Raw genomic sequence first — 16,415 nt, 5'->3', positions numbered from 1 at the left:
TTGAGTTAAAGCTCTATATTTTTTAACTTGTTGATATGTATCAATTTTTGTGATTTTAGACTTAAGTCTAACACTTTGGGAAGTGTTGACGGACCCAAATAAATGCGCCAGTTTAGTGGGGGTGTTTCGGCGAGTAGAAAGCAATCGAAGCAGTAAAAGATTAATTGATATTGTTGTGATTAAGTTACAAATGGAATTGGAGGCTTTTTATGGAATCACAGGCACAACATACGTTAAAGGAACTAGCATTTGTTCCGCCGATCACTGAGAGGGAATCTGATGTCCTGACCGATGAAGCGCTCTCCTTTATCCAAAAACTGGCTACCCGCTTTGCCCACCGAGTCCCTGAACTTTTAAACGCCCGGGAAGTTCGCCAGGCCAAATTTGATCAGGGCGAATTACCGGACTTCCTGCCAGAAACGAAAGCTATCCGTGATGGAAACTGGCAAATCCGCGGTATTCCTGAAGACTTGCAGGACCGCCGTCTGGAAATTACCGGTCCACCTGAGCGCAAAATGGTCATTAACGCCCTGAATGCAAATGTAAAAGTATTCATGGCTGATTTTGAAGATTCTTTTTCACCGGTATGGGGGCCTGTTCTGCAAGGGCAGCGTAACCTGACCGATGCCATCAACCGCACCATTTCCTACAACAATCCGGCGACGGGTAAGCATTATACGCTGGGCGAAGACCCTGCCGTGCTGGTTTGCCGTGTACGCGGTCTTCACCTGAAAGAAAAGCACATCCTGCTGGATGGCACGCCGATTCCGGGCGCCTTGCTGGATTTCGGCTTGTACTTCTTCCGTAACCATAAAGCGTTGCTGCAAAACGGCTCTGGGCCTTACTTTTATCTGCCGAAGCTGCAGGCACATCAGGAAGCGGCGTGGTGGAATGATGTGTTCTGTTTTGCTGAAGATGAATTTGACCTGCCGCGCGGCACCATCAAGGCGACAGTGCTGATCGAAACCCTGCCAGCAGTGTTTGAAATGGATGAAATTCTCCATGCACTGAAAGATCACATTGTGGCGCTCAACTGCGGTCGCTGGGATTACATCTTCAGTTACATCAAAACGTTCCGTAACCATCCTGATCGCGTATTGCCAGATCGTCAGGTGGTGACCATGGACAAGCCTTTCCTAAATGCCTATTCGCGCCTTCTGGTGAAAACCTGTCACCGCCGTGGGGCGATGGCAATGGGCGGCATGGCGGCGTTCATTCCATCGAAAGATCCGGAACAAAATGCCAGGGTGCTGGAAAAAATTAATGCTGACAAATCGCTGGAAGCCAATAACGGACACGATGGCACCTGGGTAGCGCACCCGGGCCTTGCGGACACAGCAAAAGCGGTGTTTGATGCAGCGCTCGGTGAGCGTAAGAACCAACTTGATGTGCTGCGTGAGCAGGATGCGCCTATTACGGCGGCTGAACTCACAGAGCCCTGTGACGGTGAGCGAACCGAAGAGGGCATGCGCCACAACATCCGCGTGGCGGTGCAATACATCGAAGCCTGGATTTCGGGCAATGGCTGTGTGCCGATTTATGGCCTGATGGAAGATGCGGCAACGGCGGAAATCTCCCGCGCGTCTATCTGGCAGTGGATAAAACACGAAAAATCGCTCAGTAACGGCAAGACCGTCACTGCTGACTTCTTCCGCCGCTGTCTGGCTGAGGAGATGGCGGTGCTGAAGCAGGAGCTGGGGGACACTGTATTCAACGGCGGAAAATATCAGCAGGCGGCCAGTTTGATGGAGCAACTGACCACCAGTGATGAGCTGGCAGATTTCTTGACGTTATCTGGATACGAATTGCTGGACTAATCACCGATTTAACAAACATTGAGAGAGGGAAGCACAATGACTATGACAAGACAGCAACAAATTGAAGCACTGAAAAAAGACTGGGCAGAAAATCCACGCTGGAAGCACGTGAAGCGCCCTTATACCGCGGAAGAAGTGGTAGCCCTTCGTGGCTCGTTCGTACCGGAGCAGACCATTGCTCAGCGCGGCGCTGACAAATTATGGGAACTGGTGAACGGCAGCGCCAAAAAAGGCTACGTGAACTGTCTTGGTGCACTGACCGGCGGTCAGGCTGTTCAGCAAGCAAAAGCGGGTATTGAAGCCATTTATCTCTCTGGTTGGCAGGTAGCGGCAGATAACAACACAGCCTCTTCCATGTACCCAGACCAGTCGCTGTATCCGGTAGATTCTGTCCCGGCAGTGGTTAAGCGTATTAACAATGCCTTCCGCCGTGCAGATCAGATTCAGTGGTCGAAAGGGGCAACGCCGGAAGAAGGTACTGACTACTTTTTGCCTATCGTTGCGGATGCAGAAGCCGGTTTTGGCGGTGTACTGAATGCGTATGAACTGATGCGTCATATGATTGAGGCGGGGGCAGCCGGTGTGCACTTTGAAGACCAGCTGGCATCAGTGAAAAAATGCGGCCACATGGGTGGCAAGGTACTGGTTCCTACCCAGGAAGCGGTTCAAAAACTGGTTGCAGCGCGCCTTGCGGCGGATGTTGCCGGCACCACCACCCTAGTGATTGCGCGGACGGATGCAAATGCGGCGGATCTGCTCACTTCTGACTGCGACCCGTACGATAAAGACTTTATCGAAGGCGAGCGCACCGCAGAAGGATTCTACAAAGTGCGTGCAGGTATTGACCAGGCGATTGCCCGTGGCTTGGCTTACGCGCCGTATGCTGACCTCATCTGGTGTGAGACAGCGACGCCGGATCTGGAAGAAGCACGCCAGTTTGCAGAAGCGATTCATGCTCAATACCCGGATCAACTGCTGGCGTATAACTGCTCGCCATCGTTCAACTGGGAGAAAAACCTGGATGCTGACACCATTGCAAGGTTCCAGCAGGCACTGTCAGACATGGGCTACAAGTACCAGTTCATCACCCTCGCGGGTATTCACAACATGTGGTACAACATGTTCGATCTGGCCCATGCGTATGCGCAGGGCGAAGGCATGCGCCACTACGTTGAGAAAGTCCAGCGTCCTGAGTTTGAAGCAGCAGAGCGTGGTTACACCTTTGTGGCGCATCAGCAGGAAGTGGGTACCGGTTACTTCGACAAGATGACCAACACTATCCAAGGGGGCAACTCGTCAGTCACGGCACTGACCGGCTCTACGGAAGAAGACCAGTTCTGACCTGCGCTAGATAACATGCAATAACCTAGCTCTTCGGGGGCCACTGAGCCCCAATATCCACGCTTTGGGCGACCTTCGGGTCGCTTTTTTTATCTTTGTTTTTCAGTTTGTTGCTGTCGGCGATGAAAAAGGTAAGCTGCATCAAGCACATCCTCATAGATGGAAGGGAAGGCTTCTAAAAGGGTATGGCGATGGGTCAGCAATGTGTCGGCCGTCTCTGCAAGGGGCGCCATTCTGGGGCTGCGGGAAGACATCCGTTTGAGAGCAAAAGGCAGGGTTTGGATATCTGCATAAGACGGGATCCAGCCTTCACGCCACATTTTATCAGAGAGGTATAGGTATCTTTCCGGTAGAGGGTTAGGCTCGTCTTGGGTTTGTTGCCGACAGCTTGCCTCAGCCAGCATCAGGAACTGTTCAAGCGGCTGTTTGTTGAACTGATCCCAGTGAACCACCAATGCATGATCCCAGAACATGTCTAAGGCTATCGAACTAAAGCGGTATAAATGGCGGGGGAAGAGTGCTCTGTAGGGTTTTATGGCGTCAAGGTTATCAATATAGCCGTCAATAAAGCGGTGAAGATAGATTGCCCGGGTTGTTTCTGGCAGGAATTTGCTATCCGGTTTTCCCCGTACAAAATCAGCCATTAGGTTTCCCATCAACTGGCTGTTGCAGTGTGTGGCGATGTGTAAATGTGCCAGATAGTTCACGCGCCCTCGGTGTCATTCCTCTCAAGCAGAAGGCATAGCCTAACGCAGCAGCGTTCACTTGTCGCAAGGTTTCTCCGACTCAGACACTATCCTCGTCCTGTTCCATCGGCTCTGTTTCTTCCTGAATTTCGAGCAGGGTGATGGCGATAGCGACAAAATCACTGTCAGTAATAATGCCAACCAGTTTGTCATTTTTAATCACCGGCAGGCAGCCAATCTTGTGCTCTTGCATATACAGTGCTGCGGCTTTGAGCCCCGCGCACGGTGACACTGTATACAGGGAACGTTGGAGGAAGCGTGAAAGCGGTGTCATCATCGGATCATTGTCACCTACAGCCTTTTCCAGACTGGACGTTTGCGCCGCAAGTACGTCTCGCTGGGTGACCAGTCCTTCCAGCTGACCTTGTTCATTAACGATAGGAACATGCCGGATCCGGTGTGATTCCATCAGGCACTTTGCGTCAGATATCGTATTCTTAGAAGTGAGAGTGATGACATGGGTACTCATCATATCTTGAACGGTAAACATATGGCCTCCAGAAACACACGGAATGATTAAGGCTATATACCGAATGTAGCGAAAAAAATCGGTAGTTTAGGTGACCGCACTCAAACTTCCACTTGTGAGACAGAAACGGTTTCACTTGCGTTTTGTGCAGTAGAAACATGCGGATGTGTAAGCATCACAGTGCGCATCATGGTTAAACGGAGATAAGCGCGATGGGTAAGACACTTGTTGTTACACTTTTTATGCTGTTTTCTGGATTCAGTCAGGCTTTAGAGTTTTCTCCCCGTGTGGTGGGGGGAACAACGGCAAGCATTTCAGACGCTCCGTGGCAGGCGTTTATCCGGGTAGGCAGTTATTTTTGCGGAGGGGTGGTCATAGCTCCCCGCTGGATACTGACTGCTGCCCATTGCCTGGATACGGCGGGAGATAATGAAAAATTCTCACTGGCATCGGTGGGCTCCGTGTCGGTGTATACGGGGACTGCTGAACTTTCTGGCGTAAACCTCCTTGACTTCCAGTCTGCCGTTGAGTCGGTTTACGTCAATAACCATTACGATAAAAACGCCTACGTCAATGATATTGCGTTGATAAAACTCTCTACAAATGTCCATCCCAACGCGGTGGTAATCACCTTGGCCAGCAGCAGCGATCAGGCAACAGTGGATGCGGGCGCCAATGCGGGCAACAATGATCTTCAGCTCAGTGGCTGGGGATTCAAAGATACAGACCGGACAGTGGATACGAACACATTACAAAAAGCCAACCTGTCGGCAGTGTCTGATGCGACCTGCGGTTCTTTATGGGGAACAACGGTCACCAATGTTTCTGGCTATCAGGGAAAATATCTCTGCGCACTGGAAAGTGGCATTGGTGCCTGCAACGGTGATTCTGGTGGCCCGTTAGTCTGGTTTGATCCGTTAAAAGCCGGTGATATTGATGGTGGTGCAAGGCTGGTGGGGCTGGTGAGTTTTGGGGTGGCCTCCCAGTGTGCCTCTCCCATCTATCCCGATGTATATACCCAGGTCGCCAGTTACCTCAGCTGGATAGCCAGTTGCCAGCAAGGAAATTGTGTCGCACAGGCATCTACCGTGATAGGGGAGACGAGTGGTGGGGGCAATTTGTCCTTGTTATTTTACATACTGCTGGCGGTCATCTTTCGCCATCTATTTGTATTAAAATAAAATATCCCCGCAAATATCAAGCATGAATTGTTGCCTCAAGTTTGACACTTTTACTGCATATTTATCTTGAGTTGCTTTGCCTTGTCCGATTGAATGAGATACGGTTTCGTTAATTCAATAACAAAGGGTTGGCAAAGGATATGCCTAACAATAAATACGCAATGGCTGCGGTCATTCTCTTTGCAGGATGGGCGTCATCTGCAAGTGCCGGAAATGAAATCAGTCCTCGGATTGTGGGTGGGCAGGATGCCGTGCTTTCAGACGCGCCCTGGCAGGCTGCTATCACTATCCGGCGTTCCGGCGGCACGGCTTTTTGTGGTGGTGTCGTGATAGGTACCCGCTGGGTACTGACGGCAGCGCACTGTCTGGATTTGGCTAGCGATAACGCGGCCTATTCTCTGGCTCCCGCCAGTGCCGTTTCTGTTTATACCGGCACAGCCATGATCAATGGCGCTGATTTCGGTGATTTCCGCTCTGGTGTCGCAACCACGTTTGCTCACAGAGACTACAACAAATCTAATTTTTCTAATGATATTGCGCTGATACAACTTAGCAGTGACATCCATGCTAATGCTTCAACAGTGCCGTTGGCAAACACGACAGATCAGGCGGTTTTAGATAGCAATGCTGGTAACAATATCCAAGATCTCCAGTTAAGTGGCTGGGGATTCATCAATACATTTGGGACCATTAATACCGATGTTCTTCAAAAAGCGACCCTGACAGCCGTTCGTGACGATGTATGTGCAACGAACTGGGCGACAGAGACAAATTTGGATATTTCTACCGTGGATGGCTATGAAAACCATCATCTCTGTGCAGAGCAAAGTTTTACCACTGTGTGTAATGGTGACTCCGGTGGCCCCTTGGTTTGGAATGATAATGGTGTTTCAAAACTTGTTGGAATCGTGAGCTTTGGTGTGAGAACCGAGAACGAAAGTTGTCCGATCAGTCAAGTGCCTGATGTGTTTACACAGGTCTCCCATTATGCAAACTGGATAGGCCGTTGCCAGGCTGGCGATTGCTACAGTTTTACGTCACTCGTCAGCAATGAAGGTAATGGCGGTGGTTCACTCGGCTGGCTTTCTCTTATCCCATTCGGGGCTCTGGCATTGCGGCGCCGGCTGTCATAGCTCTTCACAATTTGCCCGTTGGATTTACAGCGGGCAGGCCCCATCTTGCTTGATATTGCAGCACAGCAGCCTATACTAGCGGGCTGCTGTAGAATGGGGCTTTTTCAATGCAAGTATCCGATTTCCATTTTGACCTTCCAGATTCACTGATTGCGCGTTATCCGCAGCCTGATCGCACTGCGAGCCGTTTGTTGCAACTGAATGGCAATACCGGTGAACTGAGTCATAGGCAATTCACTGACATCCTTGACCTTGTCGAGCCTGGCGACCTGATGGTGTTCAACAACACCCGTGTTATCCCAGCACGTGTGTATGGCCGTAAAGCATCCGGTGGCAAGATTGAAGTGCTGGTGGAGCGTATGTTGGATGAGAAGACCATTCTTGCACATGTGCGTTCATCTAAATCCCCTAAACCGGGCACCCAGCTTTTCCTCGGTGAAAATGACGAGTTTGAAGCCGAAATGGTGGCACGCCATGATGCCCTGTTTGAAATCCGGTTTGTCGGTGAACAGGCGGTTCTTGATATCCTGAATCAGGTTGGCCATATGCCGTTGCCACCTTATATCGACCGCCCGGATGAAGATTCAGACAAAGAGCGCTACCAGACGGTTTACAACGAAAAACCGGGTGCGGTAGCTGCCCCAACAGCAGGCTTGCATTTTGATGAAAATATTCTGGCGGCACTGAAAGAAAAAGGTGTACAAACTGCGTTTGTCACCCTGCATGTGGGTGCCGGCACTTTCCAGCCTGTGCGTGTCGAGAACATCAATGATCACGTGATGCATGCTGAATATGCCGAAGTGCCACAGGAAGTGGTGGATGCGGTTCTGGCGACGAAAGCGCGTGGAAACCGTGTGATTGCGGTGGGTACAACGTCAGTACGTTCGCTGGAAAGTGCAGCGCAGCATGCGAAAAAAGAAGGCACTGAGCTTCAGCCTTTCTTTGATGATACCCAGATCTTTATTTATCCGGGTTATGAATGGCAACTGGTGGATGCACTGGTAACCAACTTCCATCTGCCAGAATCGACTCTTATCATGCTGGTTTCATCTTTTGCCGGGTATGATCATGTCATGAATGCTTATAAAGAAGCAGTCAGCAATGAATACCGCTTTTTCAGTTACGGTGACGCGATGTTCGTTACCCGCCAGAGTGAGGTATAATCAAGGGCTGGCATAATCACACTGCTGTTGTTCATGGCAGGGTGACTCCAATTTTAACTGGCTGTCGGCGATAGAGCAGACAGCCAGTTTTGTCTCTGTGCAACAGGCACATTAGCGCCAGACTGTTTCTCTGGCATCTCGGAGGTATTGTGAAATTCGAATTGATCAAGAAAGAAGGCCGTGCACGTCGTGGCCGTCTGGTTTTTGAACGTGGTACCGTAGAAACACCGGCATTTATGCCTGTGGGTACTTACGGCACCGTAAAAGGGATGACGCCGGAAGAAGTGGCCGATACCGGTGCACAAATCCTGCTGGGTAACACTTTCCACCTTTGGCTGCGTCCGGGTCAGGAAGTGATGCGCGCCCACGGTGACCTGCACGATTTTATGAACTGGCAGGGACCTATCCTGACAGATTCTGGCGGTTTCCAGGTATTCAGCCTGGGTAAAATGCGCAAAATCACGGAAGAGGGCGTGCATTTCCGCAACCCGGTTAACGGTGACAAGATTTTCATGGACGCAGAGAAGTCGATGGAAATCCAATACGATCTGGGCTCTGACATCGTGATGATCTTCGACGAATGTACGCCTTATCCGGCGACACACGAGGAAGCGAAGAAATCGATGGAAATGAGCCTGCGCTGGGCACAACGCAGCCGCAGCCACTTTGACAAACTGGGAAACAAAAATGCCCTGTTTGGTATTGTTCAGGGTTCTGTATATGAAGACCTGCGTGATATCTCTGTCGAGGGCCTGACCAAGATTGGTTTTGACGGTTATGCTGTCGGTGGTCTGGCAGTGGGTGAGCCAAAAGAAGATATGCATCGCGTTCTGGAACATACCTGTCCAAAACTGCCGGAAGATAAGCCACGTTACCTGATGGGTGTGGGCAAACCGGAAGATCTGGTGGAAGGGGTACGTCGTGGTATCGACATGTTCGACTGCGTGATGCCAACACGGAATGCGCGCAACGGCCACCTGTTTGTGACCGGTGGTGTGATCAAGATCCGTAATGCGAAGTATAAAAACGACACAACTGCACTGGATCCAGAGTGTGACTGTTACACTTGCCGCAACTACAGCAAGGCGTATTTACATCACCTTGATCGTTGTAACGAAATTCTGGGCGCTCGCCTTAACACTATCCATAACCTGCGCTACTACCAGCGCCTGATGGAGAGTTTGCGTAACGCTATCGACGAAGGTAGATTAGAGACCTTTGTGAAAGAATTCTATGAACGCCGTGGCCGGGAAGTGCCACCGCTGAAAGAAGACTAAGACTGTTCACCCTCCGCAACGCTGTTTGCGGGGGGCGACAATCTGGAAAATGTTCAAATTGATACGAGGACGTTACTGAATGTTTATTTCTCAAGCGCATGCAGCAGCAGAAGGCGCACCACAAGGTGGCGGTATGCAGCTATTTATCATGCTTGGCCTGTTTGCCGTTATCTTCTATTTCATGATCTACCGTCCACAGGCGAAACGTGTGAAAGAGCACAAGAACCTGATGGCATCGATGGGCAAGGGCGACGAAGTGCTGACCGGTGGCGGCCTGGTAGGTAAAATCACCAAGATTTCTGACGACAATGACTTCATTGTTATCGCACTGAGCGACAACAACGAAGTGACCATCAAAAAGGATTTTGTGACTGCTGTTCTGCCAAAAGGCACTATCCAGTCACTGTAAACCCACAACCATAAAGGATCCTAGCAGTGCTAAACCGTTATCCTTTGTGGAAGTATATTATGGTGGTGTTGGTACTTTTTGTCGGCGCCCTGTATGCACTTCCCAATATTTACGGTGAAGATCCAGCGGTTCAAATCACCGGGGCGCGAGGCGCCTCGGTTGATCTCTCCACTCTGGACACCGTCAAATCTTCCCTCGAAAAAGACAATATTCCTTACCAATCCATTGCGCTCGAAAACGGCACTGTACTGGTTCGTTTCTCCGACACTGATAATCAGATTGAAGCCCGTGATGCTTTAAACGACAAACTGAAAGACAATGATCTGGTTGTGGCGCTCAACCTTGCTCCTGCAACACCTGACTGGCTGGAAGCGATTGGCGCTAATCCGATGAAGCTGGGGCTGGACCTGCGTGGTGGTGTGCACTTCCTGATGGAAGTGGATATGGATGCCGCGATGGAAAAACTCCTTACGCAGCAGGAAGACACTTTCCGTACTGAGCTTCGTGAAGCCAAAATCCGTTATCGTGGTATCCGTGTGGGTGGCGATGACAACATTGAAGTGATGTTGCGTAATGACGCGGACATGGAAAAGGCAGAGAGTGAGCTGGCAAGGCTGCACCCTGATATGGTGTTCACCACTGACAGCGCCCGTTTTGCTGTTTCCGGAAAATTCACTGAGGAGCGTTTTCAGGAAATCCGAAACTATGCGGTTGAGCAAAACATCACTATCCTGCGTAACCGTGTTAACGAGCTGGGTGTTGCTGAGCCATTAGTCCAGCGTCAGGGCGCAAGCCGTATCGTGGTTGAGCTGCCGGGTGTTCAGGATACTGCACGTGCGAAAGAAATCCTTGGCGCAACTGCAACACTGGAGTTCCGTGAAGTCGATGACAGCGCTGACTTGGCGGCAGCTGCCGCAGGCCGTGTGCCGCCGGGCAGCGAAATCAAATACACCCGCGACGGTCGTCCGGTTGTGTTGAAAAAGCGCGTGATTCTGGGCGGTTCAAGCATCACAGATGCGAGCTCAAGCTTCGACGAATACAGCCGTCCGCAGGTTAATATCTCGCTGGACAGCGACGGCGGCAGCAAGATGGCAGCGTTCAGTAAGAACAATGTCGGCAAGCTGATGGCGACCGTGTTTGCGGAATATAAAGACAGTGGTAAGCGTGATGAAAACGGCAAAGTGATCCTCTCCAAGCATGAAGAAGTGATCAACCAGGCAACGATTCAAACTGCACTGGGCCGTAACTTCCGTATCACCGGTATTGATTCACAGGCAGAAGCGCACAACCTTGCCCTGCTGCTGCGTGCCGGTGCTCTGATTGCGCCAATCTCCATTGTTGAAGAGCGCACTATCGGTCCATCGATGGGTCAACAGAATATCGATATGGGTATCAAAGCCTGTATCTGGGGTTTGCTGGCGGTCATGCTGTTCACGCTGGTTTACTACCGTCGCTTCGGTTTGTTTGCGAACTGTGCGCTGGCGGCGAACATTGTGCTGATTATCGGTGTGATGTCGATGATCCCGGGCGCGACGATGACGCTACCGGGCATTGCCGGTATCGTCCTGACCGTCGGTATGGCCGTTGATGCTAACGTGCTTATCTTTGAGCGTATCCGCGAGGAGCTCAACGAAGGGCGCAACCCGCAGCAAGCAATTCACCAGGGATACGCGAACGCATTCAGTACCATTGCCGATGCGAACATCACCACACTGATCACCGCTATCATCCTGTTTGCGGTGGGCACCGGCGCGGTGAAAGGCTTCGCCGTGACCCTGTCTATCGGTATTCTGACGTCTATGTTTACTGCAATTATCGGTACCCGTTGCCTGGTTAACCTGGTGTACGGCGGTAAGCGCATTAACAAGCTGTCGATTTAAGGAGGCATTGACATGTTTCAACTATTAAAGCCTGACCTTAGCATCGACTTCATGCGTTGGTCGAAGCCGGCATTTTTCCTGTCGGCACTGATGATTGCAGCCTCTATTTTCAGCCTCTCGACCAGGTGGCTAAACTGGGGCCTTGATTTCACCGGCGGTACGCTGATTGAAGTAGGTTTTGAACAGCCAGCTGATTTGCCACTGATCCGTGAATCCCTTCAGGCGAAAGGCTTTGGTGATGCCATCGTCCAGAACTTTGGTACGGCACGTGATGTCATGGTGCGCCTGCGTCCCCGTGACGATGTGCAGGGGGAATTGCTTGGCAACCAAATCCTTAATGCCATCAAAGCAGGGACTGGCCAGGCAGTCGAAATGCGCCGTATCGAGTTCGTGGGTCCTAACGTGGGCGATGAACTGACGGAAGCGGGTGGCTTGGCTATCCTGGTGTCGTTGCTCTGTATCCTGCTGTACGTTTCCCTGCGCTTTGAATGGCGTTTGGCGGCGGGGGCTGTGGTTTCCCTCGCACATGATGTCATTATCACGCTCGGTATCTTCTCTTTCCTGCAGATTGAAGTGGACCTCACCATTGTAGCGGCGCTGTTGACGGTTGTCGGTTATTCACTTAACGATACCATCGTGGTGTATGACCGTATCCGTGAGAACTTCCGCAAGATGCGCAAGGGTGATGCGTCCGAGATCGTGAATGCATCGGTATCGCAAACATTGAGCCGTACCTTGATCACGTCCGGTACTACCTTGTTTGTGGTGATCGCTCTCTTCTTACAGGGGGGGGCGATGATCCACGGCTTTGCGACTGCGTTGCTGATTGGTATTACGATCGGTACTTACTCTTCTATCTATGTGGCATCTGCGCTGGCGCTCAAACTGGGTATTACCCGGGAGCACCTGCTACCACCGCCACCGGTGGAAAAAGAAGGTGAAGAGTTTGACGCAATGCCTTAGTGGCTAGCTGAAATGACGAAATGAAAAACGGAGCTGAAAGGCTCCGTTTTTGTTCTGGGGGACTAGAGGTTAGGAAAATAAGGTCCAAGGGGTTAAAGAGCGGCCCTAGGAATATAAAAAGCGGACCTAGGTCCTAGGCAGAGCAAAAAGCTTGACGCTATTGTGGCACCATCCAAAATCTTGCAGCACCCAGCACCCAGCACCCAGCACCCAGCACCCAGCACCCAGCACCCAGCACCCAGCACCCAGCACCCAGCACCCAGCACCCAGCACCCAGCACCCAGCACCCAGTACCCAGCACCCAGTACCCGGCTCTTCCAATCCCAAAAAAACGGCGTCCCAAAGGACGCCGTTTATACATTCAGAAGACTCTTACTTTTTCATTGCTTCATTCGCATTGTCGCGAATTTTTGCCAGAATACCTTTCAGTACCCGTGGGTTAGCGGCAACGATATTGCCTGACTGAATGTAATCAGTACCGCCGGTGAAGTCTGTACACAGTGCGCCAGCTTCACGGGCGATGAGTTCACCTGCTGCGATGTCCCAAGGCTTCAAGCCCAGCTCGAAGAAGCCATCTACACGGCCCGCAGCGACGTAACACAGATCCAGCGCCGCAGAACCGGTGCGGCGGAAGTCTGCACAGTCGATGAACAGTGCGCTAAGCACTTTCATAAAGCCTTCAGAGTGTTGCTTCGCTTTGAATGGGAAACCGGTTGCCAGAATGGTGCCGGACAAATCTTTGGCTGTACCCACACGGATACGCTTGCTGTTCAGCTGCGCACCTGCACCACGCTGGGCAGAAAATAGTTCGTTACGGATAGGGTCGTAAACACACGCAATTTCAGTGCGGCCCTTAATGCGCAGGGCAATAGACACTGAGAAGTGCGGGAGACGTTTAACGAAGTTAGTGGTGCCATCCAGTGGGTCGATGATCCATTGGTAATCTTTGTCTTTACCTGTAACCACACCGGCTTCTTCCGTCACGATGTTGTGTTCAGGGTAAGACTTCTTGATGACGTCGATGATGATTTGTTCAGCGGCTTTGTCGATATTGGTAACAAAGTCGTTAGAGCCTTTCTGAACGGTTTCAACGTTATCAGCGTTTTCAGCAGATTTAGCGATAAAGTCGCCAGCCTTTCGCGCAGCGCGAATGGCAATATTTAGCATAGGATGCATACGATTTTCCCAACGGATGTTAAAGAACGAAAAGCGGCGAGGAGTATATCAGAGCTGTGTTAAAAGGGAAGCGGTTGTTTTTTGTTCGTCTGTGTTTGTTGCCGCGTGTAAAAAGGGCAAAACAAAAGTGATTATGTTAGAATCCGGCCGCTTTAATTTACAAACCACAGCGTAACGCGGTTTGAATCCCCTTTCTTCGATGAAAATTAGCGATAGTTAAATGTTAGAAAATATTCGTATTGTGCTGGTAGGTACCACGCATTCGGGCAACATTGGCTCTGCCGCTCGCGCAATGAAAGTGATGGGGCTTAAACACATGGTGCTGGTTGCCCCTGAGTGTAAAGTGGACGGGCAGGCCATTGCGCTCGCTGCCGGTGCCAGCGATATTGCTAACAATGCACGAATTGTCGATACCGTGGAAGAAGCGGTGGCTGACTGCGCTCTGGTTATTGGTACCAGCGCGCGTAACCGTTCACTGGAATGGCCAATGCTGGATCCGCGTGAGTGTGGTATCAAGGCGATTGAGGAAGCCCCACAGCACCCGGTGGCCTTCGTGTTTGGTCGTGAGCGAACAGGCCTGACTAATGAGGAGTTACAGGCGTGCAACTTCCATGTTGCGATTCCAGCAAACCCAGCATACAGCTCACTGAACCTGGCGATGGCGGTACAAACGCTCTGTTACGAAGCGCGCATGGCCTGGATCGACAGTCAGGCCTATAAAGGTGAGGTTAAAGAGCAGTCCTATCCGTTGGCCGAAGATCTGGAACGTTTTTACGTGCACCTTGAGCAGGTATTGGACAAAACGGGGTTTATCAATAAATCCCACCCCGGTATGGTGATGACCAAGTTGCGTCGCCTGTTCAACCGGGCAAGGCCGGAAAGCCAGGAGCTGAATATTCTTCGTGGCGTACTTTCTTCGGTTGAAAAACAGATGAAAGAGGCGCAAAAATAACCTTTTTTACTCTGAGGTTAAAAGCCTGACTAAAATGGTAAGGTAAATACTTGACCATAATGGTCGGGTATGTCAGACTCTGGGCATTACTCGCTCACAGGTAGGATGTTATGAGACTGACTTCCAAAGGTAGATATGCCGTTACTGCGATGCTCGATGTCGCGCTGCACTCCGAGGCGGGGCCTGTGCCTCTTGCTGATATTTCAGAGCGTCAGGGGATCTCTCTGTCATATCTGGAGCAACTGTTTTCCCGTCTTCGTAAAGCGGGTTTGGTATCCAGTGTGCGTGGTCCCGGTGGCGGTTACCGCTTAGGCGTCAGTGCCAACGAAATAGCCGTTGGTATGGTGATTGCCGCTGTTGATGAATCGGTCGATGCGACCAAGTGTCAGGGGAAAGGCGATTGCCAGGGGGGAACCCGTTGCCTGACTCACACACTATGGCGTGACTTGAGCGCCCGCATCAGCAGCTTTTTAAATGACATCACGCTCGGTGAACTGATGCAAGACAATGAAGTTAAGCAAGTGGCCGATCGTCAGGACTCTTCACTGGAGTCCCCTACGATTGTTAGACATGGTTTGAACACCAATGGCAGCACATTGCCAGCTACCAATCTGGGTGTAAATTTTCGCTCTTGATCTGTCGTGCCGGAGTACTTGGAGACACAAATGAAATTGCCAATCTATTTTGACTATTCAGCAACTTGCCCAGTGGATCCACGTGTTGCTGAGAAAATGATGCAGTATCTGACACTTGACGGTGTCTTTGGTAACCCAGCATCTCGCTCTCACCGTTTCGGCTGGCAGGCGGAAGAAGCCGTAGACACAGCCCGTGAGCACATCGCGAATTATCTGAATGCTGACCCACGTGAGATAGTGTTCACCTCAGGCGCGACAGAATCAGACAACCTGGCAATCAAAGGTGTGGCGCATTTCTATGGTAAGAAAGGCAAACACATCATTACCTGTAAGACCGAGCATAAAGCGGTTTTGGACCCATGCCGTCAGTTAGAGCGTGAAGGGTTTGAGGTGACTTACCTTGAGCCAGAATCTAACGGCATTATTGACCTGAACAAGCTGGCGGATGCGATTCGCGAAGACACTATTCTGGTCTCTATCATGCACGTGAACAACGAAATTGGTGTGATTCAGGATATCGCCGCTATCGGTGAGCTGTGCCGCGAGCGCAAAGTGATTTTCCATGTAGACGCAGCCCAGTCTGTGGGTAAGCTTCCGCTGGATACTCAGGAAATCAAAGTTGACCTGATATCCATGAGCGCGCATAAAGCTTACGGTCCGAAAGGCATCGGTGCATTGTATGTTCGCCGCAAACCACGTATTCGCCTTGAAGCACAAATGCACGGTGGCGGTCATGAGCGTGGTTTCCGCTCCGGTACCCTGCCAACCCACCAGATCGTGGGGATGGGTGAAGCATTCCGTATCGCTAAAGAAGAGCTGGAAAAAGACATGGCGCATGCGCTGGCACTCCGTAACCGTTTCTACGAAGGCGTGAAAGATTTGGAAGCGGTCTACGTTAACGGCGATCTTGAGCAGCGTGTGGCATCTAACCTGAACGTAAGTTTTGCCTTTGTTGAAGGCGAATCATTGCTGATGGCATTGAAAGATCTGGCCGTTTCTTCTGGTTCTGCATGTACATCTGCAAGTTTGGAACCTTCTTATGTGCTGCGTGCTCTGGGGCTGGATGATGAGCTGGCACACAGTTCAATCCGCTTCTCTTTTGGCCGCTTTACCACTGAAGAAGAAGTGGATCATGCGATAGAGCAGATACGCAAAGCGGTGACCAAGCTGCGTGAAATGTCACCCCTGTGGGACATGTACAAAGAAGGTATTGATTTGAGCACTGTTGAGTGGGCACACCACTAAGCGGTTTCAGGATTTTGAGGATAAGATC

16 protein-coding genes are annotated in these 16,415 nt (G+C 51.0%); 12 read left to right on the top strand and 4 right to left on the bottom strand.

Annotation, left to right across the window (positions count from 1 at the left end):
- Positions 1–209: 209 nt before the first annotated feature.
- Positions 210–1,817 (top strand): malate synthase A, encoded by a 1,608-nt coding sequence (aceB, locus tag VHA_RS09300; RefSeq protein WP_005503781.1) that lies wholly within the window; start codon positions 210–212, stop codon positions 1,815–1,817.
- 36 nt (positions 1,818–1,853) lie between these two features.
- Positions 1,854–3,158 (top strand): isocitrate lyase, encoded by a 1,305-nt coding sequence (gene aceA, locus VHA_RS09295; protein ID WP_005503780.1) that lies wholly within the window; start codon positions 1,854–1,856, stop codon positions 3,156–3,158.
- Between the two features lie 89 nt (positions 3,159–3,247).
- Here the strand turns inward: aceA and VHA_RS09290 are convergent, their stop codons facing one another.
- Together VHA_RS09290 and VHA_RS09285 are read right to left on the bottom strand one after the other, a co-directional pair.
- The gene (locus VHA_RS09290) at positions 3,248–3,865 is read right to left on the bottom strand and encodes an acyl carrier protein phosphodiesterase (protein ID WP_040528577.1); all 618 of its coding nucleotides are present in this window, start codon (positions 3,863–3,865) and stop codon (positions 3,248–3,250) included.
- Positions 3,866–3,944: 79 nt separating this feature from the next.
- A complete protein-coding gene (locus tag VHA_RS09285; RefSeq protein WP_040528575.1) occupies positions 3,945–4,394 on the bottom strand; it encodes a CBS domain-containing protein in 450 nt (149 codons plus the stop codon).
- Positions 4,395–4,585: 191 nt separating this feature from the next.
- Here VHA_RS09285 and VHA_RS09280 point away from each other — a divergent pair, with 191 nt between their 5' ends.
- The 7 genes from VHA_RS09280 (at position 4,586) to secF (ending at position 12,379) form a co-directional block, all read left to right on the top strand.
- Positions 4,586–5,554, top strand: a complete 969-nt coding sequence (locus tag VHA_RS09280; protein ID WP_005503776.1) for a S1 family serine peptidase — start codon at positions 4,586–4,588, stop codon at positions 5,552–5,554.
- Between the two features lie 140 nt (positions 5,555–5,694).
- Entirely contained in the window at positions 5,695–6,687 is a 993-nt protein-coding gene (locus VHA_RS09275) for a trypsin-like serine protease (protein ID WP_005503775.1), read from the top strand.
- 107 nt (positions 6,688–6,794) lie between these two features.
- The gene (gene queA, locus VHA_RS09270) at positions 6,795–7,850 is read left to right on the top strand and encodes a tRNA preQ1(34) S-adenosylmethionine ribosyltransferase-isomerase QueA (RefSeq protein WP_005503774.1); all 1,056 of its coding nucleotides are present in this window, start codon (positions 6,795–6,797) and stop codon (positions 7,848–7,850) included.
- Between the two features lie 149 nt (positions 7,851–7,999).
- Positions 8,000–9,127, top strand: coding sequence for a tRNA guanosine(34) transglycosylase Tgt (gene tgt, locus VHA_RS09265; protein WP_005503772.1), 1,128 nt, complete (start codon positions 8,000–8,002; stop codon positions 9,125–9,127).
- Positions 9,128–9,206: 79 nt separating this feature from the next.
- A complete protein-coding gene (gene yajC, locus VHA_RS09260) occupies positions 9,207–9,536 on the top strand; it encodes a preprotein translocase subunit YajC (RefSeq protein WP_002536925.1) in 330 nt (109 codons plus the stop codon).
- A gap of 26 nt (positions 9,537–9,562) precedes the next feature.
- Positions 9,563–11,416: a protein translocase subunit SecD gene (secD, locus tag VHA_RS09255; protein ID WP_081456012.1), complete on the top strand. Its 1,854-nt coding sequence runs from the start codon at positions 9,563–9,565 to the stop codon at positions 11,414–11,416.
- 12 nt (positions 11,417–11,428) lie between these two features.
- On the top strand, positions 11,429–12,379 hold the full coding sequence (gene secF, locus VHA_RS09250) for a protein translocase subunit SecF (RefSeq protein ID WP_005503770.1): 951 nt from the start codon (positions 11,429–11,431) through the stop codon (positions 12,377–12,379).
- A 157-nt stretch (positions 12,380–12,536) separates the two neighbouring features.
- Here the strand turns inward: secF and VHA_RS18885 are convergent, their stop codons facing one another.
- Together VHA_RS18885 and suhB are read right to left on the bottom strand one after the other, a co-directional pair.
- Positions 12,537–12,740, bottom strand: a complete 204-nt coding sequence (locus VHA_RS18885; protein WP_155808537.1) for a hypothetical protein — start codon at positions 12,738–12,740, stop codon at positions 12,537–12,539.
- Between the two features lie 11 nt (positions 12,741–12,751).
- On the bottom strand, positions 12,752–13,555 hold the full coding sequence (gene suhB / locus VHA_RS09240; protein WP_005503768.1) for an inositol-1-monophosphatase: 804 nt from the start codon (positions 13,553–13,555) through the stop codon (positions 12,752–12,754).
- A gap of 220 nt (positions 13,556–13,775) precedes the next feature.
- Here suhB and trmJ point away from each other — a divergent pair, with 220 nt between their 5' ends.
- The 3 genes from trmJ (at position 13,776) to VHA_RS09225 (ending at position 16,387) form a co-directional block, all read left to right on the top strand.
- Positions 13,776–14,507, top strand: coding sequence for a tRNA (cytosine(32)/uridine(32)-2'-O)-methyltransferase TrmJ (trmJ, locus tag VHA_RS09235; protein ID WP_005503767.1), 732 nt, complete (start codon positions 13,776–13,778; stop codon positions 14,505–14,507).
- A gap of 110 nt (positions 14,508–14,617) precedes the next feature.
- Positions 14,618–15,142, top strand: a complete 525-nt coding sequence (gene iscR / locus VHA_RS09230; RefSeq protein WP_005503765.1) for a Fe-S cluster assembly transcriptional regulator IscR — start codon at positions 14,618–14,620, stop codon at positions 15,140–15,142.
- Between the two features lie 30 nt (positions 15,143–15,172).
- Positions 15,173–16,387, top strand: coding sequence for an IscS subfamily cysteine desulfurase (locus VHA_RS09225; protein WP_005503763.1), 1,215 nt, complete (start codon positions 15,173–15,175; stop codon positions 16,385–16,387).
- Positions 16,388–16,415 lie beyond the last annotated feature (28 nt).

The organism is Grimontia hollisae CIP 101886 (assembly GCF_000176515.1).
GTDB classification, from domain to species: Bacteria; Pseudomonadota; Gammaproteobacteria; order Enterobacterales; family Vibrionaceae; genus Enterovibrio; species Enterovibrio hollisae.
The sequence above is the reverse complement of the archived record's forward strand: the minus strand, read 5'-3'. Positions and strand labels throughout refer to the sequence as shown.